This is a genomic window from bacterium SCSIO 12643 (assembly GCA_024398135.1).
GTDB lineage: Bacteria > Bacteroidota > Bacteroidia > Flavobacteriales_G > Salibacteraceae > CAJXZP01.
On the sequence record CP073750.1, the window covers coordinates 1,340,946 to 1,363,722 of the forward strand.

Genomic DNA, 22,777 nt, shown 5'->3' on the forward strand with positions numbered 1-22,777 from the left:
GAATACAATTTAACATAAAACGACTATGAAAAACATTGCCATATTTGCTTCCGGTTCGGGCACCAATGCTCAAAAAATCATGGAACATTTTGAAAATGAGTCAGATGTTCAGATAAGCTTGATTTTGGTAAACAATCCCAACGCTGGAGTGATTCAAAGAGCTAAAAAGTTCAATGTACCGGTAGTTAAATTCAACCGACAACAATTCAGTTATAGTGATGAAATTGTCAACGTTTTATTATCTCATCAAATTGATTTAGTTGTACTCGCTGGTTTTTTATGGTTGGTTCCTCAAAACATGGTAGCCGCTTTTCCAGACCAGATCATTAATATCCATCCTGCATTACTTCCAAAATACGGAGGAAAAGGGATGTATGGTCATCATGTTCATGAAGCTGTTATTGCAGCTAAAGAAAAAGAAAGTGGAATTACAATTCACTATGTGAACGAAAAATATGATGATGGAAATATTATCGCACAATATAAATGTGAAGTCTCTCCTACTGACACACCAGATTCGTTAGCCCATAACATTCACAAGTTGGAACACCAGTATTTTCCTAAAGTCATTGAAAACATATTAAATAGTTAATAAAGAACTAACTTTGGTATGAAATCGATGTACTCCATTTGCATTTAAAACAAACATCATGAATCTTGATTTAAACCAAATTTTACCAGCTACGATGATTTTATTTGCGGTAGTTGATATCATTGGCTCTATTCCAATGATCATTGACTTAAGGCAAAAAGTCGGACATATTCAATCAGAAAAAGCAAGTATTGTTTCGGCCGTTATTATGATCGCTTTTGTCTTCATTGGCGAAAGTATCTTAAAGATCATTGGCATTGATGTTTACTCTTTTGCGGTAGCGGGTGCATTTGTACTTTTAGCTTTAGCACTTGAAATGGTTCTTGGGATTACGATCTTTAAAGATGATGTTCCTGCATCAGCTGCGGTATTTCCATTGGCATTCCCGTTAATTGCAGGAGCTGGTTCTTTAACCACCATTTTAGCACTTAAATCCGAATTTGACACCAGTAATATTATTGTAGCAATTATCCTTAATATTGTTGTGGTTTATGGTGTTCTTAAATCTTCAGCGAAAATTGAACAAATCATTGGTGTCAATGGAATTAAAATCATCCGTAAAGTATTTGGGGTTATTCTTTTGGCTATTTCGGTTAAGCTTTTTGCCAACAACATCCCATTATTACTTAATCAATAATCGAAACTTATGAGTATAAAATCATTTGCCGGAAAGCTTTATGCTCAAATTATGGTCAACAAATTGCGGAAAGTATCCGCAAAACCAATTGACCATCAACAAAAAATATTTCATCAGTTAATTCAGGAAGCTTCTAATACTACTTTTGGAAAGGATCATCAGTTTGAGGACATCAACAATTATGAGGATTTTAAAAAACTGGTTCCGGTTAGAGATTACGAAGCTTTAAAAGAATACATTCAAAAATCGGTAGACGGCCAAGCTGATATTTTGTGGCCAGGACGTCCTGCGTATTTTTGTAAAACTTCTGGAACCACTTCAGGTGCCAAGTACATCCCCATTTCGAAAGACTCTATTGCCCATCATGTAGATGCAGCCAAAATGGCGCTACTGTGTTATGTAAAAGAATCCGGTAAAGCAGATTTCTTAGATGGCAAAATGATTTTCTTACAAGGGAGTCCGGAGCTCAGTGATTTGAACGGAACTCCATTAGGTAGATTATCTGGGATTACTGCGCACTGGGTACCGTCATATCTTCAAAAAAACAGACTTCCCAGTTGGGAAACTAATATGATCGATGATTGGGAAACGAAGGTAGATGCTATTGTTGAAGAGACTATTCCGGAAGATCTTCGATTGATCAGTGGTATTCCTTCCTGGGTTCAAATGTATTTTGAAAAACTCGTTGAAACATCTGGAAAGTCGACAGTAGCAGAAGTGTTTCCAAATTTCTCTTTGTTTGTACATGGTGGGGTGAATTACAAACCTTATCAAGCCATTTTTGAGAAACTGATAGGCAAAAAGATTCCATCTATAGAAACCTATCCCGCTTCCGAGGGATTCATCGCTTTTCAGGACACCCAAAATGAGCAAGGTTTACTATTAAATGTAGATGCAGGGATTTTCTTTGAGTTTATTCCTGTGGATGAATTCTTTGATGAACAGCCAACCAGAGTCAGTCTTCAAGATGTTAAATTGGATGTCAACTACGCCATCATATTAAACACTAACGCAGGTTTATGGGGATACAATATCGGTGATACGGTGAAATTTGTTTCACTTAGACCATATAGAATTGTAGTAACCGGTCGGATCAAACATTTCACTTCAGCCTTTGGTGAGCATGTCATTGCAGAGGAGGTAGAACAATCTATGAACGAGGTTATTCCTCAATTTGATATTCGGGTACGTGAATTTCATTTAGCACCTCAAATTGCACCTACCGATGGACTACCTTATCATGAATGGTTTATTGAATTTGATCAGGAACCTGCCAATATTGATGCACTACGTTTGAAATTAGATCAAACTCTACAAAACAAAAACCCGTATTATAAAGATCTGATTACCGGTAAAGTTTTAACGCCTCTTAAAATCACGAAGATTGAAAAAGACGGATTCTTAAATATGATGAAATCCAGAGGTAAGTTAGGCGGGCAAAATAAAATTCCTAGATTATCGAATGATCGGGTTGTCGCTGATTTATTATCAGAATATAAACTTTCCTAATTCTTACGATTCAGGGTGATATAACCTGTTTTATTGACATTCTCGCCATCATATCTACAGTAGCTTAGAATGTAATAATACACTCCATCAGAAACTTCTTGTCCAGTTTTTTCCATAGTTCCATCCCAACTTTCTTCCTGACTTTCCAGTTCTGCAACTAAGATGCCCCAACGGTTATAAATTTCTACTTTAAAACATGTTGCTCCCAATATTTTTATGGAGAAATAATCATTTATTCCATCACCATTTGGCGTGAATACATTAGTAATTTCAATGTCATCACAATCTTCCGTAGAAATCGTAACCGAAGCATACTCACTATAACATGGTGGTTTCTCTGTACGCACATAGAATGTGGTGGTAGAAGTCAAATTTTGCAATAACGAATCTCCTGAATGAATAGGTGGGGAACCTAAAGGGCTGTACCAAACGATTGAATCTGCTCCTGCTGACGCATACATCGTTACATCTGTTCCTGCACAAATCAGAGTATCATCCGATATTGTTGGAATAGTTAAATGATTCGAATCCATCTGCACATTAAAAGTATCGGAATATGCCTCACACCCAAATGAATCAGTGGTCATCAATGCATAGGTACCACTTTCGTATACGGTTAAAGTTGGTGTTTGCTCATTCCCGGGATACCATGTATACTGGTTCATTCCCGTTACTTGTGCTTTTAGCACTACTGAGTCACCTTCACAAAAATGTTGTGCGCCAATGGCAGTTATCGGTGCAAACGTATCAGGAATAATCACTTTAATTGGGTCCGCAATTCCTGGGCAGCCCACACTATCCGTAACAGTTAAACCGTATGTTCCGGCCTGATAAATTGTGATTTGTTGCGTGGTGTCTTGGTTTGGACTCCATTGATATTGATCCATTCCCGGTGTTCCGGTTAATGTCAGCGAATCTCCTGAACAAAATCCCAGGGCAGATGAAGAAATCCCAGCTGTAACCACCACTTGCGTAACCGTAACGGTATCAGATGCCACACACCCTGTAGAATCTACTACAGATAAAGTATAGGTTCCTCCACTGTTGACCGAAATACTTTGGGTTGTTTGATTTCCTGGCGTCCACGCGTAACTTGCCATTCCCGGCAATCCTGAGAGTATTGTAGTGGAATCCTCACAAATCAAATCCTTTCCACTTATTTGGGCAAGGACCGCACTGGAATGAATGGTAATACTCGCATATGTTGAAATCCCACAAGACGTAATTTTACAAGTATATGTCCCGGCAGAATCAATCACCTGGGTCATACCACTTCCTGCCAAAGGTGCTTGCCACTCTATAATACTATTGCTAGTGGCCTGAACCGATATTAATGTAGAGTCTCCCGGACAAATAAAAGTATCTCCGGTTGGAATCAACATTGGTGTGGTATACTGTTCCAGAATAATCGTGTTCGAAACCAATCCACAACTATCAGAATCATTGACTACCGTATAATATTGTCCAGGGTCGGTAACGAAAATGAATGATCCGCCCGGAATAGGGCCATTGGGACCTTCCCAGAAATTCCCATTGAGCTGATCACAACTCAGGACGACCGAATCATTTGGGCATATAATTGTATTCCCAGCCGTTATCGTGGGCTGGGGCTTTTCCTGGATCGTTATGCTCTCCATGACCGTCATCTGGGCCGTACAACCATAAATATTGGTATCATACACTGAAGACGTCACCATATATACGCCAGACTGCCATACATAAATAGAACTATCGGTCAATCCATTAACTCCAGGGCCAGTCCAGGTATAATTCGGGCCGCCCATTGCCGTAATCATAACAGAATCACCAGGACAATAAAACGGACCTCCTACAATGGTATCTGTGAATGGAGTAATTACCGGGGATGGATTCACCATAACATAAATAGTTTTCGAAACAATAAAGGTATCCTTCATACAAAAGTTTTCTCGAATCAACATCGCTGATATCGTATAAGTTCCTGTAGTCGAAGGGTTGAAAAACGCATATGTTCCACAAGAGGTGGTAAATGGCACTACTGGATTTACGGTCCAATAGGTCAAAATACTATATGCCGGATCACCCAGACATAATGGAGCTCCTGATGGATTTAGCACACTATCATATAACTGTACAGAAAAGGCTTCCGCGTCACAAACCGATACGGTATCATCCGCTTTTATCTCCAAATCAAATGGAGGCAAGGAAGTGTAAATACTCACATTTACCTGATTGTAAATCTCACATCCATTTGGCCCTTGAATATGAAACTGATATACACCTGTTGCTGTTGCAGTAATCACAGAATCATATACCCCGCCAGCCGGTAATCCTGGCCCAGTCCACCAATACAAATTTGAAGGATCAAAACCGCTTCCTGTAATCACAACAGAATCCGGATGGCATAATTCTATTTGTTGCGTAACCAGCGCATTGACATTCACCTGTTCATCATCACTAATTAAAGGTGTATTAGGCGAAGACTCGATAACGACCTCCACAGAATCTATGGTTGAAAAACAACCATCTCCTGAGGTTTGGGTCACAAAATAGGTTCCGGACGTATTCACCAAAACATTGGGTGTTCCGGCTATAGGTGCTCCTCCCGACCAGTTAAAAATAGGAACAGGTCCTGCTGATGCGCAAAAAGATGATATCGGATGTAATACTGCGGTGTTACAGTTCGTAATCGTATCCGGGCACAGCGAATCAATGCACACACTTACCGGATCTCGCTGACATCCACTTCCTGTTCTGATATAGTAATCATACGGTTCTCTGTTTGAATCAAATCCATTTAAAATAAAAACATCACTATTTCCTCCTGACCCCATTTGATAAAACTTCCCATAGTCAGGATCACCACAATAAGGTGAGTTTCCATTACAACTTATATCACTCCATAAAGCAAGATTGGTTGAACTAAAATTGGAAGAAACAGGAATATTTATAGAACCATGAAAACTTCCTGCCGCATGAATCTGTCCAAAAGCATTGGCCGCAACGCCAAAACATTTATCCTCTGCTTGACCTCCGGCATGACGGCTATATTGCCAGGTTCCAGAAGAATTATACTTGGTTACATAAATATCAAATCCTCCAACAGAGTTAAAAATTGCAGATCCATATGCATCTGAATACTCATCCAGTTTACACTTAAAGTGTCCTCCTATATATACATTCCCACCATTATCTACTGCAATATTTTTGGAAGTGAGATCACTATCTGAGCCATCAGATTCCGCCCACTGGAATGTACCTCCACTATTGTATTTTGCTATAAAAACCCTTTCGGAATAGGTATTCGTTAAAATATTATTTGGCGGGCCGAAAAATGTGAGGCCTCCGGTAAAATCTCCTGTTAAATGACTATTCCCATTGCTGGATACCGCAATTCCATTCACTATATTTGAAGCAGCCGCTCCAATAGTTCTAAACCATTGTTCAGCTCCTGTAGAATTGAATTTGATCAGGAAAATCGCATTTAGCATTTGATTATTATGCTGTACATCGAATGTAATGGTATCACTAAAATGTCCGGTTACATAGACATTACCATTATTATCACATCCCAGATCCACTCCTCGATTATTATAGTTTCCCTTCCCGGATTTAGCCCATTGAAAAGCTCCGGTCGAATTCAATTTAGTTACAAAAACATTTGACGTGGTATTTGGACTTGTAAGTGTTGTGGTTCCAAATGTAGCAGAACCTTTATATGACCCGGTAACAAATACTCCTCCGGTATTATTAAATGATATTCCTGATCCCTGATCAGCACCAGTTCCACCAGCTTGTTTTACCCATTGCAACACACCCGCATTATCATACATTGCAATAAATATATCTTGTAAACCTGAAGAAGTAATAGTTGTCGTTCCAAATGTGGCTGAACCATTAAAATAACCGGTCACATATGTATTTCCTAAAAAATCTGCTGCAATGGCTAATCCTCTATCAGATCCTGTTCCTCCTGCTTTCTGCGCCCAAACAAAATTCCCCTGATTATCTGTTTTTACCACGAAAATATCTGTAGATCCTGAAGAGGTTAAAGAAGTCGTCCCAAATGTGGCAGTTCCGGTAAAATAACCTGTGGTATATGTATTTCCTTGTCCATCGACTGCTATATCATAAGCCTCATCAATGGTTATACCTCCTCCTCTTTGCATCCAATAGGGTGTTTGTGCCTGTGTGACGGATCCCAAAAAGATCGACAATACACACATCCACATGAGATTGGCAAAGTCTCGGTAAGTATAATTTTTAATCAAAAAAGGTCTTTTTAAAGATGAATAATTTTATCCTTTGATCTTTGACGACAAAGTATATAAGTAGGTTGTCTCTTTCCCGAGCAATATACGAAGAGCCAATGAGTTATTCAAATCTACTTTTTATCCCTACTTAGATTATTTTAACAATTAATAAAAGTCAGATATGGAGAAAAATTTACTTTTGTAAGTAATTACTCACAACACTGTGACTAAAAAGCAAGAAAAAATATTAGATGTGGCTTTGCAGCTTTTTGCTGCAAAGGGGTATGATGCAACTTCTACCAGCAAAATTGCGAAAGTTGCCGAAGTATCAGAAGGGCTTATCTTCCGGCACTTTGGAAACAAAGAAGGTCTTTTGAATGCCATTATGGATCAGGCCATGGAAAAGGCAGAAAAAATGTATGAAGAAGTGTTGATTCATGATGATCCGAAAAAGGTCATAAAAAGTATCATCTTGTTTCCTTTTCAAATCGAATCTAAAGAGTTTTCCTATTGGAAACTGATGTATGCTTTAAAATGGCAAGCAGAGGTATATGATCATTCCGGCTCAAAACCTGTCAGAAACATTCTCATTCAGGCATTTAAAGATTTAGGTTATCCAAATCCTACAGCAGAGGCTGATCTCATCCTAATATTATTGGATGGTGTAGCCACAAATATTTTACTTAAAAAGAATACAAATCTACTAGATGTACAAACAGCACTTTTAAATAAATACGACCTGTAATTATTTTTTTTATCACTAAAAAAGTAATTACTCACTTATATAAAAAATCAAAAAATGAAATCAATCATAATTAAATCTATAAAAATGATCGGCATTGTACTTTTATCCATTATTGGTCTCATCGTCATTATCGGTGCTCTATTTGTAAACATAAGTCCAGAATTTGGAGGCAAGTATTCTAAAGCAAAACAGAACGCTTATGAACAAACCGGTCACTACGAAAAAGGGAAATTCCTAAATCAAATTGAAACCAATCTTGATTTAAAGGTTGGAGATATGTTGGGAACCATGAAGGATTTTATTCTGGGGACTCCTAACCGCGAACCTGACTTTAATATTCCAGTAGAACACGTAGATTCATTAAGTTTAGAAAAAGACAAAAATGAACCTCGATTGATTTGGTTTGGACACTCGGCTTTCTTACTACAAATCGATAATAAAAACATCTTATTGGATCCAATGTTTGGAGATGTTCCTGCACCACATCCTATGTTGGGAAACAAAAGATATAGCACGTCATTACCTATTGAGATTGAAAAACTTCCACATATAGATGCCATCGTTATTTCACATGATCATTACGACCATCTGGATTATGGGTCTATAGAAAAGCTTAAATCAAAAACTCAAAAGTTCTGTGTTCCTCTTGGGGTAGGTGCTCACTTTCAGGCATGGGGGATTGCACCGGAGAATATCATTGAATTAGACTGGTGGGAAAACGCCCATATAGATTCTCTCGAATTTGTTTTTACTCCTTCGCGTCATTTTTCAGGTAGAGGATTAACAGATCGCAATAGAACTCTATGGGGCTCCTGGATTATTAATGGCTCGAATCATAAAATTTATTTTAGTGGGGATAGTGGTTATGGTCCTCATTTTAAAGAAATCGGAGAGAAATATGGGCCTTTTGATTTGGCTATGGTTGAATGCGGACAATACAACGAAAAATGGAGTCAAATTCACATGATGCCTGAAGAATCTGCACAAGCTGGTAAGGATCTTCAAGCAAAAAAAGTGATGCCAATCCATTGGGGTGCATTTTCACTGGCGCTGCATTCCTGGACCGATCCAGTGGAACGTATTCTGAAAAAGTCTAATGAACTAGGTTTAAATATTATCACACCAAGGATCGGAGAATTTATACAGGTGGACGCGCAGAATTCTGCATATCACACACAGTGGTGGTTAAATCCTTAAGTGGGTTTTAATTTACAAACAGCAAAACATGAAAGTCCGGGAATATGTATCCTCAACTTTCTAAACAACTCTCCTATTTTATAGTCAGTTAATAAAATTGTCTGAATGGTTTTTGTAAGCCATTCGGACTTTTCCCAATTACCCAAATGTTGAAGTTCTTCCTCGGATTTAGGACTCAGCTTTTCCTTGATTACCTGTAACAGCCTTGGAGGGATCAGAGACATAAAAAAGTAACCTCCATAAATGATTTCCAAACCACATTTATCCGTGGTATTTCGCAGCAACTTCATATCGTACCGTCTATAGTGCTTTAACAAAGCATCATGATGGCTAAATAAACTCTGATATGCCGGAACAGTAATCAATACATAAGTCTCTTTTCCAACCAATCCACTGGAAATAATTTCATTTATCAAAGCAGCATCATCTGGTACGTGTTCTATCACATCTAACAAAGTGACAACATCCATCTCTTTCTTAGGAGACACCTGACTTAATGCTTCATATAAACTCAAATCGGGATTATTATATAACGCGCCAATTTTCTGCATCGAATCAGATGTATAACCAATATCCAGACATTTACATTCCGCATTTAATGCTCTGGTAAATCCGTCTGCAACGTACGCATCACCACTTCCCACATCCAGAATTTGTTTCTTCCGATCTGATTTCACAAACCTTTGAATAAGTTCTGTAACAATTGATGAACGTGATAATTCCCAGGGGTGGCGTTGGGTAATGTTAAAATTCGATTCTACTAAATCCATTCAATTACATTTTTAGAATTGATCTACTGGATATCATCAGGTTAACCCGATTCCTCACAAATATAATAATGTAAAACTACTTACCGCTGTTGTTTATAAAAACGAATAAAAAATCAATTTTATTAAACTTAAAATAAATTTTATTTAGTTTTGAGTAAAATTAATTCAACAAAATGAAAAAACTTCCGGTTCAATGCCCGAGTTGTAGTGGCACTTTAGATGTGAGTGAATTGACCTGTGGTCAGTGTGAAACCAAGATCATGGGGAGTTACTCATTACCTATTCTCCTACAGTTAACTCCAGAGGAACTCACATTTGTTACTGAATTCATTCTAAATAGCGGCAGTCTGAAAAAAATGGCAGTAAAAATGGAGAAAAGTTACCCTACGGTAAGAAACAAACTAGATGACATTATAGAAAAGTTAAACCAACTTCAAAACGATCAATAACATGCTTAAGATTCTTATAAATCCATTTGAAAAACTACAGGAAAATCAACTGCTAAGTATTGGAGTATTTGCCATGCTTATTGGTTCTTTTATTGGTGGAACTTTAAATGCACGTTTCGATGGCTTTTTAGATTTACACTTTACCCATCACACCAATTTCGCAGCGGTCATCCTGGATAATCTAATCAACACGACTACATCTATCATTATTCTATTTGGACTCGGGAAGTACATCAATTCGAAAACACGCTTAATTGATATTATTACGACCATCCTGATCGCAAGAATACCTTTTTACCTTTTACCTATCTTTAATATATCTGGTGATATTATTCAGGCTTCAGATCTTGTTATCGCATTATCTCAAAACCAAATTTCCATAGAGGACATCCCGCAATTTAAATTCGTTTTCTTTATCGTATTTGCGATTTTTACATTGATGGCCATAGTATGGGTAATTACATTATTATATAATGGCTTCAAAACCGCATGTAATACTAAAACAACTACGCATATTATCATGTTTGCTGCTGGTGTCTTACTATCCGAGGTCATCTCTAAAACTTTAATCATCCTTTTTAATGTCTCCATATGAAACCTTTTCTTACACTTTTAGCTATTATTGGATGCTTTCAGATTTCCATTTCTCAGGAAACTAATATTACATTCCCAAGTGATAATTTCACCATAGAAGGGACTCTATCTATGCCGTCAGGAACAGGGCCTTTTCCGACCATAATTTTAGTCCATGGTTCCGGAGCTAATGATAGAAATCAAACGCTCACCTTAACCGGAGCAAATGCGGTATGTCTTTACCCGAATTTAGTAAATGCTACAATCGAAAACTTCAAAGATCTGGCTCAAGAACTTTCTGCCAATGGCTATGCTGTACTACGATATGACAAACGAACTTATACCTATGGTGCGCAAATCGATCTCAAAAGCATCACATTAGACGATTTTATTACGGACATTCACTCTGCAGTAGATTTTGTTAAAACACAACCAAAAATTGACACCAATTGTATTTCGTTATTAGGGCATAGCCAAGGTTCAAATCTCATCCCTATTGTAGCTTTAAATCGCACAGATATACAGTCATTAATCAGTTTGGGAGGCTCTTCTTCTAGAATTGATAGTCTGGTAGCCATGCAAATTCGCAACATTTATTATACCTGTAATCATGATACTGCAACGGGTGATCAAAATTATACTCAGATTTTAAACGCGTTTAATCTTATTGCGAACAATTCATGGAATCCCAACACCCCTTTGATGGGAGGATATCCTGATTTTTGGAAAGGCTGGCTTCAAATTTCACAAATGGCAATTTCCAACTATCAAACTGTAACCGTACCCAAACTATTCATTCATGGTATGGACGATTTAAATGTTCCAATCAGTGATGCGCAAAAAATGGAAAATGCTTTGACAGGTACGAATACAGATGTTGTGTATTTACCCGGAATTAATCATTACATGACGAGTTCAACACATCCTAATGTTGATTCTACAGTCATCAACTCGATACTGAATTGGAAAAATCAAAATAGCTGTATCTCCACAGATATTAAATCCGAACCGGTAATTCTCCCCCAAATAAGCTGGTGGCAAAACGACTCTCAAATCACCATTCAACTTGCGAATCCTTTAACATCGTATAGTTTTACACTATATGATATCTCAGGAAAAAAGATATTGCAACGAACTACAAGCGCTCATCATTCTATACAAATAGACAAAACCACTCTTTCATCTGGGGTTTACATCATTTCTGCGGAAACTTCAACCTCTCAAATTCGGGAAAAAATAGTGATCTGGTAAATTCACATATTGTTTACAAATGGTGAATAACAAACACCTTCGGGATATTCTCTAAGAAAAATCACGTTCTAATTTTGAAACCTCAATTTTGAAATTGGAACGTGACAAAGTTTGCTGAGTTTAAAGGAGGTAAAATCAGATATACGGACACTGGAAAAGGTCGTACCGTAGTATTCTTACATGGTTTTCTAGAGTCATCGGATATGTGGAAGTATTATCGAACCCATCTTCCCAAACATATTCGTTCCATTTGTATTGATCTTCCCGGACATGGTAAATCTGATAATTTCGGTTACAATCATTCCATGGAAATGATGGCCGAAAGTATTTATGCGGTTTTAAAAAAAGAAGGTATTCGAAAAATCGTGTTGGTAGGTCATTCTATGGGAGGATATGCTGCTTTGGCTTTTGCAGAATTGTATCCGGATATCATTAAAGGACTCATCATGTATTTTTCTTCTGCCGCTTCTGATTCTGACGAAAAAAAGATCAATCGAAATCGTGCGATTAAATTGGTTGAACGTAACAAAGAATCCTTTGTTCGAAATTCCATCCCTTTATTATTTACTGAGAAAAACAGAGTCAAATATCAAAAGAGTATTTCCACCCTAATCAAAAGAGCAAATACGATGGGGATTCAAAGTATCATCGCTTCTTTAGGCGGAATGAGAGATCGATCAGACAGAGAAATCATTTTACGTTTTGCCCCCTTCCCAGTAAAATTTATTGTGGGCGATCAAGACCCTGTACTTCCTGTAGAACAACTCATACAACAAGCCCAACTTCCTGAAAAATCATATTTAACGGTATTAAAAAATACCGGACATATGGGGTTTATTGAAAATAAAAAAGCCACATTTCTAGCCGTAAAGGATTTTTTGGATCTGGTGTATTAACGTTTTTTTAGATTAATCTCCCCTGCTTTTATAATAATTCGAATATTTCTATGTTACTTTGTAATTCAAAGCACTCTGAAAATGGAAAAAGAAAAATACATCCAAGACCTGGCCGACATCAAAGACATGATGGAAAAATCATCTCGTTTTATTTCTCTAAGTGGATTGTCAGGGGTCCTGGCTGGTACTTTTGCATTAATTGGAGCGTATTTGGCCTGGGGCGTTCTTTATAATTTTGACGCCTATTTTTCAAGAGCGTTTGTCACTTACTTACCTAAAATAGTTCTTTTCAAACTCATCATGATTGGTGCTGGTGTTCTATTCCTAAGTATAGCTGCCGGAATGTTCTTTACTCAAAAAATGGCTAGAAAACATGGACGACAAATTTGGGATGAAACAACTAAGAGATTACTACTCCATTTATTTATTCCGCTCGCAACGGGTGGAATATTTCTAAGTATTTTACTTTTCAAAGGCTTTGTGGCTATTGTGGCTCCCGGCACTTTGGTTTTCTATGGTCTGGCTTTGATCAATGCGAGTAAATACACCCTTCGAGACATTCAATATTTAGGAATATCTGAAATCATTATAGGTCTTATTGCCACTTACTTTATTGGGTATGGGCTTTTCTTTTGGGCTTTCGGTTTTGGAGTATTACATATTATTTATGGGATCGTAATGTATCTCAAATACGAAAAAGGACAATAAATTTGCGCCTCAATTTTTGCCATGAACAATCCGATTCAAAAATTAGACAAAGCATTCAACAACAAGATCCGTTTGGGGATCATGTCGGCACTTGCTGTGAACGATTTTTTGGATTTTAAGGCACTTAAAAATCTATTGGAAGTGACAGATGGTAACTTAGCCAGTCATACCAGCGCGCTTGAAAAACTGGACTACATCCAAATCTCAAAATCATTTATTGGCAAAAAACCAAATACCAAATACGTCATTACTTCTAAGGGGAAAAAGGCATTTAATAGTCACCTGGAAGGTTTAGAAGAAATTATTAAAGCCACCTCAAGCTAAATTTTTTTTACTCATATACTTTGAAAAACAAAGTACTTTAATTTTAAATATAACACTATGGAAAACGAACAAAACGGATTTGTAGACAAAGCGCGCCACTGGGCCAAAACCTCCATCATGCTCAAAATGATCACCATCGGTTTTTTAATCGTCATTCTATTGATTCCAGAATCGATGATTCAATCTCTTATTCGTGAGCGCTCATATGCCAGAGATGGTGCAGTAAACGAAGTCAGCAATAAATGGGGTCAAAGTCAAACCATCACCGGACCCATTCTAACTATTCCATATGAAAGCGAAGTTTTCAAAGATGGAAAGCTTCGAAAAGTGAAACAATTTGCACACTTTCTTCCTTCTAAAGTGCTTATTGACGGAGCAGTGAATCCACATCAAAAACACCGTGGAATTTATGACATCATACTCTATGATACCGATCTAAAAGTTTCCGGTCAATTCGATAAACTTGACCTATCCAGCCTTAATCTGGAAGATGAAGATATGATCTGGGAAGAAGCTAAAATTGCGATTGGTATTAGTGATCTCCGTGGACTAACAGACGTAATTCAACTCAACTGGGATGGAGATAAAATCCCTATGAACCCAGGTGTAGAAAATGCCCAGATGATTAATTCAGGCGTACATACCATTATTAATATTCCTGAAAAAAGAAATCAAAATGAAGATGGCACATTCACGATATCCAGAGCATTCGAAAACATCTCTTTTTCATATAGCCTTCAAGTAAACGGAAGCAGTAATTTACGGTTCACACCTATTGGTAAACAAACCACTGTTGATCTCAACTCAAACTGGCCTTCACCAAAATTTGATGGAGCCTTTTTACCACAAAGTCATGACGTCAATGATTCCGGATTTGTATGTCAATGGAAGGTAATCAACTTAAACAGAAACTACCCACAACAATGGGTGAATAGCAATTACCATATCAATAATTCTGATTTTGGTGTAGATCTGATCTTACCCGTAGACGAATATCAAAAATCATTAAGATCCGCCAAATACGCAAGTTTGATCATACTACTCACTTTTCTGGCATTTTTCTTTATCGAAATTGCTAACAACAAACGTATTCACCCACTTCAATACATATTGGTGGGTGCAGCATTGGTCTTATTCTATTCCCTCTTACTCTCCATTTCTGAACATTTTGGGTTTAACATCGCCTATAGCATTTCAACAGTAATGATTGCCGGATTAATTGGCATGTACTCATCATTCATTTTTAAAAGTGGTAAAATGGCATCATTTCTAACCGCAGGCCTGGGAGGTATTTATTGCTTTATGTTCTTTGTTCTTAATTCTGAAGATTACGCGCTGCTTATGGGAAGTATCGGTTTATTCGTCATTCTTTCTATAGTGATGTATGCCACCCGAAATATTAATTTTTACAAATCAGCTTAACCCTAAATTTACGATTAAAAGCACTTCCCAACTTATTAACCCTTTCGGGAAGGCTTTTAATCATTTTAATATCAAACATTTATTAATCACATTTAAACTATTGCCCAAATCAATTCTTTAATTAATTTTGCATCCCCATATTTGGGAATACTAATTTAAACAACAGAATAATGTACGCAATCGTAGAGATGGCAGGGCAACAATTCAAAGTTGAAAAAGATCAACAAGTATTTGTTCACCGTTTAGATAGTAAAGAAGGATCAAAAGTTACTTTTGATAACGTTTTACTAATCGATAACGGAGGAAAAGTAAATGTTGGCGCCCCAGCTATAAAAGGTGCTACAGTAGTAGCTACCGTTCTTGAGCACGTAAAAGGCGATAAAGTAATCGTTTTCAAGAAAAAAAGAAGAAAAGGGTATAAAGTACGTAACGGTCACCGTCAGTATTTAACCTCAGTAAAAATCGAGGCGATTAACGAGAAAGGCGCTAAAGCTGCTCCTAAAGCTGCTGCTAAAAAAGAAACAGCTCCGAAGAAAGAAGCTGCACCTAAAAAAGCTGCACCAAAGGCCGCTGCTAAGAAAGAAGCCGCTCCTAAAGCTGAGACCAAAAAAGCTGCTGCTAAAAAGCCAGCTGCTAAGAAAGAAGACAAATAATATTTAAAACTATTAAGACATGGCTCATAAGAAAGGTGTAGGTAGTTCTAATAACGGACGTGAATCAGCAAGTAAACGTTTAGGCGTGAAAATTTTTGGTGGACAAGCTGCCATTGCTGGAAATATTATTGTACGTCAAAGAGGTACAAAACATCACCCTGGAGATAACGTAGGTATCGGTAAAGATGATACTTTATACTCTCTAATTGATGGAACTGTAAAGTTTACTAAGAAAGCAAACAATAGATCATACGTTTCGGTTATTCCAACTGAGAAGAACTAGTCGTTGATTTATTTCATAAAATAAGATCCTCGGCTTCGGTCGGGGATTTTTTTTTGCATTAAACAAGAATATTTAATCTCACTTTCCTGTATGACGGGTTAAAACAGATATTTAATTTTACCCTTTTTTTGATGACGCATCAAACTTTGTCATACCGTTTTACAAATTCGATCAAAAATGCTTCAAGTACCATATATCAGAGAAAATAAAGATCTCATCATCCAGAGACTAAAACTAAGAAATCTGGATGCCGCTGAGATTATTGATAAAATCATTGACACGGATAAAAACCGTAGAGAAACCCAAAAAAAATTAGACGAGACATTAGCTTCTTCGAATGCTAAGGCTAAAGAAATAGGTATGCTTTTCAAGCAAGGAAAGGGTGCAGAAGCCAATGCATTAAAAGAAGAAACTTCAAAACTGAAGGAAGAATCTAAACAGCTTCAAGAAACATTCAATAATTATTCAACAGAACTTACGCAATTACTATATCAGGTTCCTAATGTCCCAAATGAAATTGTACCTGAAGGTAATTCTGATGAAGATAATGTAGAAATTTTCACTGCGGGCACCGTTCCAACTCTTCATGATGAAGCACAGCCACATTGGGAATTGACTAAAAAATATAGTCTGATTGATTTTGAATTAGGTGTTAAAATTTCAGGCGCAGGTTTTCCGGTATATACAGGAAAAGGCGCAAGAATTCAGCGTGCATTGGTCAACTTCTTTTTGGATAATTCTACAGAAATGGGCTACCGCGAGGTTCAACCACCTTTATTGATTAATGAAACTAGTGGATACGGAACTGGCCAATTACCAGATAAAGAAGGTCAAATGTATCACGTAGGTGCCGATGATTTATATCTCATCCCTACGGCAGAAGTTCCAGTGACCAATATTTACCGTGATGTTATTCTGGATGCAGATCAATTACCGATTAAAAACACCGCATATTCTCAGTGTTTTAGACGTGAGGCAGGATCTTATGGTTCTGATGTAAGAGGTTTAAACAGATTACATCAATTTGATAAAGTAGAAATTGTGCAACTGGTTCACCCTTCTAAATCTTATGAAGCTTTAGAAGAAATGGTCGAATATGTAAAAACACTACTTGAAAAATTAGAATTACCATATAGAATTGTAAGATTATGTGGAGGTGATTTAGGCTTTACTTCTGCTCTGACTTATGACTTTGAGGTATATTCTGCCGCACAGGATAAATGGTTAGAAGTAAGTTCTGTTTCTAACTTTGAGACTTTCCAGGCGAATCGTTTGAAGTGTCGTTACAGAGATGAAAACGGGAAACCTCAATTGGTACATACGCTAAATGGTTCTGCGTTAGCATTCCCTAGAATCTTAGCTGCGCTACTAGAAAACAATCAAACTCCTGATGGAATCAAAATTCCAAAAGCATTAGCTAAATATACAGGATTTGACATGATATCATAATGAATGTTGGTATGCGTTTAGGCGCATACCAACTTCTTATTTTGATCCATCGTGATCAATAGAAATTGCAATACTTTTGTTTTATGCGACTTATTTCTTCAAAATTCATTTTAGTTCTCTTCTTTTCGAGCGCCATCATTTCATGCGTAAGTGAAAAAACGCAACAAAAAACATTGGCTATTGGGAAGCTACAAACCCAGGTAGACTCCTGTAATAAAGAATTCAAAACACTGGATTTAGAAAAAATCAAGGCCTATAAAACCAACGCTAAAACTCAGCTTGATTTTTTAGAGCAAAATTTCCACGACACCAATTTCCAAAGTGCACGATTTATTGATGTGTATTACAGGAACTATAAACTGATGACCAAAATCATCAAAGGCGCAGATCGTCTAAAATCGGAAATCACCTATTCTCAAAGTCAATTGGAAAAATTGCATAATGATGTGGAAAATGGCTTTTTCACGGATTCCCTTTATCAAGAATATTTTGATGGGGAACAAAAAGCAGTAGAAAAAATTAAAAATACTACTAAAGTATTATCCGACTGGGAGACTAAATCCATCAACAGATATGATGGCATGACCACATCTATCGATTCTGTAATTACTGAATTACAAAATCAAGGCTACCGTTAAGAGGATATGAAAATATCCAGAGTCAGTTTCATAATCACCCTAATATTCCTTTCTCTAGAACTCCTTGTTCTTGGGTATTTCAACCAAAACTGGATTCATTGTGTGCCATGTACCGATTCTTCCGATTGCCCTCCATGCATAAGTACTGAGCAATACTATGCTATTATCACAGGAATCATTCTGCTCCTGATTTATCTGAGTTACATCGTCTACCTAAGCGTTAAAAAGAGATAATGAATCCTGTTCACTAGAAGATGATTCTCATGGAGTTCATTATTTTTGTGACATAGACCAAATAGCACATGCGATATTTACAAATAATCATTTTCTCAGCACTTTTCCTGATTTCTTCATGGACATCAAACCTTGTGGCTCAAACTGGAAATGATTACCAGATCGCAGAGCAATATTTTAAGCAAAATAGTTTTGACAAGGCTGCTGAATATTATTTAAAAGCTTACAAAAAATCAAAATCCATCAGTCATTTCGATAAGTACATTGTTGCTTTAGTTAATGCGAAAGATTATAAATCTGCAGAAAAAGCTTTAAAGAAAGAGATTAAACGCAGACCTAATCGTTTTGCGTTGAGAGTAACTCTTGGAGATGTATACTGGCAAGCTAAAGACGAAACATCCGCCAAAGCCACATGGGAAACGGTCATTCGGGATTTACCCGGGCGACAAAATGAGATCATTCCGGTGGCTTACTTGTTTACACAATTGAATCAACCGGAATATGCCATCAAAGCCTACGAAGTGGGTAAAAAATATATCTCCGGTTTTTATTCATACTACCCGCAAATGGCTGACTTATATGGAATTATTGGGGATTATGAGAATATGATTGATCTGTATTTGGAGCTCATAGAATTTAATCCGGGTTACCTACAAACAGTACAGAATTTATTAAATCGAAATTTTGATTTTACAGAAACGAACAACAATACCACACTACTCAAGCAAAAGCTTTTGCAAAAAACAAATCAACATCCCGACAATACTTTATATGCCGAAATGCTGATTTGGTTGAATTTGCAACAATCCAACTTTTCTGGAGCTTATATTCAGGTTAAAAGTCTGGATAAAAGATTTAAAGAAAATGGAAGCCGTTTGATCAATTTTGCAAGATTAGCCAACAACAATGCGCACTATAATGTCGCGCAAAAGGCTTATCAAACAGTAATTGATAAAGGTGACCATTTACCTTATTATGAAACAGCCAAAGTGGAGATTTTATCTACACAGAAAAACGTACTGGATCAAAACCTAAGTACAGAAAGAGAAACATATGAAACGCTTTCAGAAGAATACCTCGCTACATTAGATGTTTTAGGTATTGCAGATTATACCGCGTCATCTGTTCGGGAACTTGCAGAGATTTATTCACAACAACTACATCAAAACTTACAAGCTATCCAATGGTTAGAAAAAGTAGTGGAAACCCGGGGTATAAGCAAAAGAGAAATTGCGCTTACTAAAATTGATTTGGGAGATTATCTATTGGCTGAAAATCAAATCTGGGATGCCGTTCTTTATTATATGCAGGCAGAAAAAGCTTTTAAATATGATGAACTTGGAGATCTTGCCAAATTAAAAGCTGCTAAAGTATATTATTACAATGGAGATTTTGCCTGGGCAGCAGCCAAGCTTGATGTATTAAAAGGATCGACATCTAAACTGATTAGTAATGACGCATTGTATTTATCCAATCTAATTACAGACAATACAACTATTGATACTAATTTACATCCAATGCAACTATATGCAAAGGCTGATTTATTGATGGTTCAGAAAAATTACGATGAAGCCCTATTAGTTTTAGATACACTCGAATCTTTTTATCCAGGACATATGTTGTCTGACGAAACATTGATGCAGAAGTATCACATCTATTACGCTCAGAAAAACTACAAACAAGCTGCTAAAGAACTAGAGACACTTTATGGCGGTTATGCTTTCGATATTTTAGGAGATGATGCAATATTTCTACTGGGTCAATTATATGAAATGCATCTTGATGATTCGCAAAAAGCAATGGAGTATTATTTACTTCTAATGACCGATTATCCGGATTCTGTATTTATTACTGAAGCGCGAAAACGTTATAGAAAATTAAGAGGAGATTCTGTTTGATCCCCTCTTATGATTTTTAAACTAATTCTTCCGTAATTAAGTGTTCAGCGATTTGAATCGCATTCGTAGCCGCACCTTTACGTAAGTTATCTGCAACGACCCACATATTTAAAGTTTTCGGTTGACTTTCATCTCTTCGTAGACGTCCTACAAAAACTTCATCCTTATGATGCGCATATTTAGGCATCGGATAGGTATTTGTTGCTGGATTGTCTTGCAAAACCAATCCGGGAGTTTCGTGAATCATTTTTCTTACATCAGAAATGTCAAACTCCTGGTGAAACTCTACATTAAGAGATTCCGAATGCCCCCCCTCTAACGGGACTCTTACTGCAGTAGCAGTAATGGCTATTTGATCGTCATCCAAAATTTTACGTGGTTCGTTCACCAACTTCATTTCTTCTTTGGTATAATCGTTATCCATGAATACATCACAATGCGGTAAACAATTCTTATCTATGGTGTATGGATAAACCATCTCTCCATTCACTCCATTACGCTCATTCTCCATTTGCGCAACCGCAGCTTTCCCGGTTCCGGAAATAGATTGATATGTAGATACGATCACTCTTTTTAACCCATATTTCACTTTTAGAGGAGCCAGTGCCATCACCATCTGAATGGTTGAACAATTTGGATTAGCAATGATTTTGTCTTCTGAAGTTAAAATCTCCGCATTGATTTCCGGTACAATTAACTTGTGATCCGGATGCATTCTCCAGGCTGAGGAATTATCAATAACGGTTGTACCTGCTTCCGCAAATTTTGGTGCCCATTCCAAAGAGGTATCCCCACCGGCAGAAAACAATGCGATTTCAGGTTTTGCAGCAACAGCATCTTCCATAGATACAATCTTCACCTGTTTACCCTTAAAGGTAATTTCCTTACCCACAGACTTCTTTGAAGCTACAGGTAATAAGGTATCTACGTTCACATTACGCTCCTCAAGCAATTGGAGCATCACTCTGCCCACCATTCCGGTGGCGCCTACTACTGCAATTTTCATATTATAAATTTTCGTGCAATATTAAATTTTATTTTTACTTCTTAAAACTTTAAAAACACCTTCTAAACATTTGTAAACATTGACATTACGCTGACAAATCATTTTCGCAAAAACGACCGCATTAAAAAAATATTATGCGTAGTGCAACACTAAAAAAATTGCACAAGTCTATTAACTAACAAAGTCAAAATCTAAAACGTACAAAGACAATTGTAATACACTATTAAAACTATAATCATGAAGCATATTTTTACAACGTTTATTTGCTTAGCTCTGCTATATCCTGCTTTTGGGCAAAATGAAACCAATACCGTACCTGAAATTCCAGAACCAGTAACCTATAAAAAAGATACTTCTGAAGTAAGAATGAATGGTAAAAAAATTATCATTATAAAAGACCAGGAAATTGAATCAGGCACAGAAAAACACACCAGTTCTTCTACTACCATTAGTATGTGGTCTTCTCGTAGAAACAGAGTTTGGCAAGGGTTCGAAATTGGTTTTACCGGAGTAAGTTATACTGAAGAATTTAATACTGATATTCCACCTGGACTTGAGTTTTTTGATCCAATAGTATCTAACTCTATTAACTGGGCGATCAACCCATTTGAAGTAGATATGAGAATTGTTGGTGAATACGTGAAATTCTCAACTGGCTTAGGATATATGGCCAAAAACTTTTCACTGGCCAACAACTACCGACTGACGAAAGATAGTGATGGGATAACTACCGGTTTTCAGGATCATAGAGTAACAATGGTCAGAAACAGATTTCGTACAGGATATATTACTGCACCTGCAATGATTCATTTCAATACCAATAAAAACCCATCGCATGCATTTAGAATTGGAGCCGGAGTGGTTGGCGGTGTTAAAATTTTCGAAGCGTATCGTGTTAAACACTACTACGATGGGCATAAAACAAGAGAAAAATATAATGGTGGTTATAATGCCAATCCTTTCCTGCTGGACTTAAGAGCTGTTGTTGGATATGGAGGTGTAAACCTTTATGCAACTTACTCTACGCAAGGGTTATTTAAAGATAATCGTGGGCCGGAGGTCTATCCATTCACAGTTGGCATCTCTTTTGTTAATAGCTACTAGAACATTTTTTTAGCATAGATTATTGAAGCCTGGTTTTTGTGAAAAAGCCAGGCTTTTTTTTACCTCTAAAACCAGCAAAAACAAGCCTTGTTTTTTTTCTATAAAACACTCATTCCTAAGAGAATTGTCATTTTAATAAAAAAAGTGATTTTTGATTATTATCAGCGTAGAAATTTACATACTTTTGCCGCCTTAAATTGAAACTGA

General features: G+C 36.9%; 21 protein-coding genes. 18 read left to right on the forward strand and 3 right to left on the reverse strand.

Going from position 1 to position 22,777, the window contains the following annotated elements; translation table 11 throughout:
* Positions 1-25 precede the first annotated feature (25 nt).
* Genes purN through KFE94_05865 form a run of 3 tightly spaced genes read left to right on the forward strand, consistent with a single transcriptional unit; the run spans position 26 to position 2,738 of the window.
* Positions 26-592, forward strand: a complete 567-nt coding sequence (purN, locus tag KFE94_05855; protein ID UTW67634.1) for a phosphoribosylglycinamide formyltransferase — start codon at positions 26-28, stop codon at positions 590-592.
* Between the two features lie 58 nt (positions 593-650).
* The gene (locus tag KFE94_05860) at positions 651-1,229 is read left to right on the forward strand and encodes a MarC family protein (protein ID UTW67635.1); all 579 of its coding nucleotides are present in this window, start codon (positions 651-653) and stop codon (positions 1,227-1,229) included.
* A gap of 9 nt (positions 1,230-1,238) precedes the next feature.
* Positions 1,239-2,738, forward strand: a complete 1,500-nt coding sequence (locus tag KFE94_05865; GenBank protein UTW67636.1) for a GH3 auxin-responsive promoter family protein — start codon at positions 1,239-1,241, stop codon at positions 2,736-2,738.
* On the opposite strand, the gene KFE94_05870 is transcribed toward KFE94_05865, so the two are convergent.
* Positions 2,735-6,988, reverse strand: coding sequence for a gliding motility-associated C-terminal domain-containing protein (locus KFE94_05870; GenBank protein ID UTW67637.1), 4,254 nt, complete (start codon positions 6,986-6,988; stop codon positions 2,735-2,737). The genes KFE94_05865 and KFE94_05870 overlap by 4 nt on opposite strands.
* 205 nt (positions 6,989-7,193) lie before the next feature.
* On the opposite strand from KFE94_05870, the gene KFE94_05875 reads away from it, so the two are divergent.
* Both KFE94_05875 and KFE94_05880 read left to right on the forward strand, forming a co-directional pair.
* Positions 7,194-7,715 carry a helix-turn-helix transcriptional regulator gene (locus tag KFE94_05875; protein UTW67638.1) on the forward strand — a complete coding sequence of 174 codons (522 nt, stop codon included), beginning with the start codon at positions 7,194-7,196 and terminating at the stop codon, positions 7,713-7,715.
* An 84-nt stretch (positions 7,716-7,799) separates the two neighbouring features.
* A complete protein-coding gene (locus KFE94_05880; GenBank protein UTW68222.1) occupies positions 7,800-8,912 on the forward strand; it encodes an MBL fold metallo-hydrolase in 1,113 nt (370 codons plus the stop codon).
* On the opposite strand, the gene KFE94_05885 is transcribed toward KFE94_05880, so the two are convergent.
* On the reverse strand, positions 8,909-9,682 hold the full coding sequence (locus tag KFE94_05885; protein ID UTW67639.1) for a methyltransferase domain-containing protein: 774 nt from the start codon (positions 9,680-9,682) through the stop codon (positions 8,909-8,911). The genes KFE94_05880 and KFE94_05885 overlap by 4 nt on opposite strands.
* Positions 9,683-9,855: 173 nt before the next feature.
* On the opposite strand from KFE94_05885, the gene KFE94_05890 reads away from it, so the two are divergent.
* From KFE94_05890 to KFE94_05945, 12 genes are all read left to right on the forward strand, one after another.
* On the forward strand, positions 9,856-10,131 hold the full coding sequence (locus tag KFE94_05890; protein ID UTW67640.1) for a DUF2089 family protein: 276 nt from the start codon (positions 9,856-9,858) through the stop codon (positions 10,129-10,131).
* A gap of 1 nt (position 10,132) precedes the next feature.
* Positions 10,133-10,726, forward strand: a complete 594-nt coding sequence (locus KFE94_05895; GenBank protein UTW67641.1) for a hypothetical protein — start codon at positions 10,133-10,135, stop codon at positions 10,724-10,726.
* Positions 10,723-11,955, forward strand: coding sequence for an alpha/beta hydrolase (locus KFE94_05900; GenBank protein ID UTW67642.1), 1,233 nt, complete (start codon positions 10,723-10,725; stop codon positions 11,953-11,955). The genes KFE94_05895 and KFE94_05900 overlap by 4 nt, the downstream gene beginning before the upstream one ends.
* Positions 11,956-12,056: 101 nt before the next feature.
* Entirely contained in the window at positions 12,057-12,851 is a 795-nt protein-coding gene (locus tag KFE94_05905) for an alpha/beta hydrolase (protein ID UTW67643.1), read from the forward strand.
* Between the two features lie 81 nt (positions 12,852-12,932).
* Complete coding sequence (locus tag KFE94_05910; protein ID UTW67644.1) at positions 12,933-13,559, forward strand: hypothetical protein; 627 nt, start codon at positions 12,933-12,935, stop codon at positions 13,557-13,559.
* A 21-nt stretch (positions 13,560-13,580) separates the two neighbouring features.
* Positions 13,581-13,883, forward strand: a complete 303-nt coding sequence (locus tag KFE94_05915; protein UTW67645.1) for a transcriptional regulator — start codon at positions 13,581-13,583, stop codon at positions 13,881-13,883.
* A 57-nt stretch (positions 13,884-13,940) separates the two neighbouring features.
* The gene (gene creD / locus KFE94_05920; protein UTW67646.1) at positions 13,941-15,305 is read left to right on the forward strand and encodes a cell envelope integrity protein CreD; all 1,365 of its coding nucleotides are present in this window, start codon (positions 13,941-13,943) and stop codon (positions 15,303-15,305) included.
* A gap of 170 nt (positions 15,306-15,475) precedes the next feature.
* Positions 15,476-15,958 (forward strand): 50S ribosomal protein L21, encoded by a 483-nt coding sequence (rplU, locus tag KFE94_05925; GenBank protein UTW67647.1) that lies wholly within the window; start codon positions 15,476-15,478, stop codon positions 15,956-15,958.
* A 19-nt stretch (positions 15,959-15,977) separates the two neighbouring features.
* Positions 15,978-16,241: a 50S ribosomal protein L27 gene (gene rpmA / locus KFE94_05930; protein ID UTW67648.1), complete on the forward strand. Its 264-nt coding sequence runs from the start codon at positions 15,978-15,980 to the stop codon at positions 16,239-16,241.
* A gap of 177 nt (positions 16,242-16,418) precedes the next feature.
* Positions 16,419-17,690 carry a serine--tRNA ligase gene (gene serS, locus KFE94_05935; GenBank protein ID UTW67649.1) on the forward strand — a complete coding sequence of 424 codons (1,272 nt, stop codon included), beginning with the start codon at positions 16,419-16,421 and terminating at the stop codon, positions 17,688-17,690.
* Positions 17,691-17,773: 83 nt separating this feature from the next.
* Positions 17,774-18,328, forward strand: a complete 555-nt coding sequence (locus KFE94_05940; protein UTW67650.1) for a hypothetical protein — start codon at positions 17,774-17,776, stop codon at positions 18,326-18,328.
* Positions 18,329-18,630: 302 nt separating this feature from the next.
* Entirely contained in the window at positions 18,631-20,460 is a 1,830-nt protein-coding gene (locus KFE94_05945; protein UTW67651.1) for a hypothetical protein, read from the forward strand.
* Positions 20,461-20,476: 16 nt separating this feature from the next.
* On the opposite strand, the gene KFE94_05950 is transcribed toward KFE94_05945, so the two are convergent.
* Positions 20,477-21,466 (reverse strand): aspartate-semialdehyde dehydrogenase, encoded by a 990-nt coding sequence (locus KFE94_05950; GenBank protein ID UTW67652.1) that lies wholly within the window; start codon positions 21,464-21,466, stop codon positions 20,477-20,479.
* 237 nt (positions 21,467-21,703) lie between these two features.
* Between KFE94_05950 and KFE94_05955 the strand changes: the two genes are divergently transcribed.
* Entirely contained in the window at positions 21,704-22,570 is an 867-nt protein-coding gene (locus KFE94_05955; protein ID UTW67653.1) for an outer membrane beta-barrel protein, read from the forward strand.
* Positions 22,571-22,777 lie beyond the last annotated feature (207 nt).

Excerpts from the sequence above, each read along its gene's own strand:
- rpmA (UTW67648.1), top strand. The coding sequence starts at position 15,978 with ATGGCTCATAAGAAAGGTGTAGGTAGTTCTAATAACGGACGTGAATCA.
- KFE94_05950 (UTW67652.1), bottom strand. The coding sequence starts at position 21,466 with ATGAAAATTGCAGTAGTAGGCGCCACCGGAATGGTGGGCAGAGTGATG.
- KFE94_05915 (UTW67645.1), top strand. The coding sequence starts at position 13,581 with ATGAACAATCCGATTCAAAAATTAGACAAAGCATTCAACAACAAGATC.
- rplU (UTW67647.1), top strand. The coding sequence starts at position 15,476 with ATGTACGCAATCGTAGAGATGGCAGGGCAACAATTCAAAGTTGAAAAA.
- KFE94_05940 (UTW67650.1), top strand. The coding sequence starts at position 17,774 with ATGCGACTTATTTCTTCAAAATTCATTTTAGTTCTCTTCTTTTCGAGC.
- creD (UTW67646.1), top strand. The coding sequence starts at position 13,941 with ATGGAAAACGAACAAAACGGATTTGTAGACAAAGCGCGCCACTGGGCC.
- KFE94_05895 (UTW67641.1), top strand. The coding sequence starts at position 10,133 with ATGCTTAAGATTCTTATAAATCCATTTGAAAAACTACAGGAAAATCAA.
- KFE94_05865 (UTW67636.1), top strand. The coding sequence starts at position 1,239 with ATGAGTATAAAATCATTTGCCGGAAAGCTTTATGCTCAAATTATGGTC.
- KFE94_05945 (UTW67651.1), top strand. The coding sequence starts at position 18,631 with ATGCGATATTTACAAATAATCATTTTCTCAGCACTTTTCCTGATTTCT.
- KFE94_05955 (UTW67653.1), top strand. The coding sequence starts at position 21,704 with ATGAAGCATATTTTTACAACGTTTATTTGCTTAGCTCTGCTATATCCT.
- KFE94_05900 (UTW67642.1), top strand. The coding sequence starts at position 10,723 with ATGAAACCTTTTCTTACACTTTTAGCTATTATTGGATGCTTTCAGATT.
- KFE94_05885 (UTW67639.1), bottom strand. The coding sequence starts at position 9,682 with ATGGATTTAGTAGAATCGAATTTTAACATTACCCAACGCCACCCCTGG.
- serS (UTW67649.1), top strand. The coding sequence starts at position 16,419 with ATGCTTCAAGTACCATATATCAGAGAAAATAAAGATCTCATCATCCAG.
- KFE94_05910 (UTW67644.1), top strand. The coding sequence starts at position 12,933 with ATGGAAAAAGAAAAATACATCCAAGACCTGGCCGACATCAAAGACATG.
- purN (UTW67634.1), top strand. The coding sequence starts at position 26 with ATGAAAAACATTGCCATATTTGCTTCCGGTTCGGGCACCAATGCTCAA.
- KFE94_05880 (UTW68222.1), top strand. The coding sequence starts at position 7,800 with ATGATCGGCATTGTACTTTTATCCATTATTGGTCTCATCGTCATTATC.
- KFE94_05860 (UTW67635.1), top strand. The coding sequence starts at position 651 with ATGAATCTTGATTTAAACCAAATTTTACCAGCTACGATGATTTTATTT.
- KFE94_05890 (UTW67640.1), top strand. The coding sequence starts at position 9,856 with ATGAAAAAACTTCCGGTTCAATGCCCGAGTTGTAGTGGCACTTTAGAT.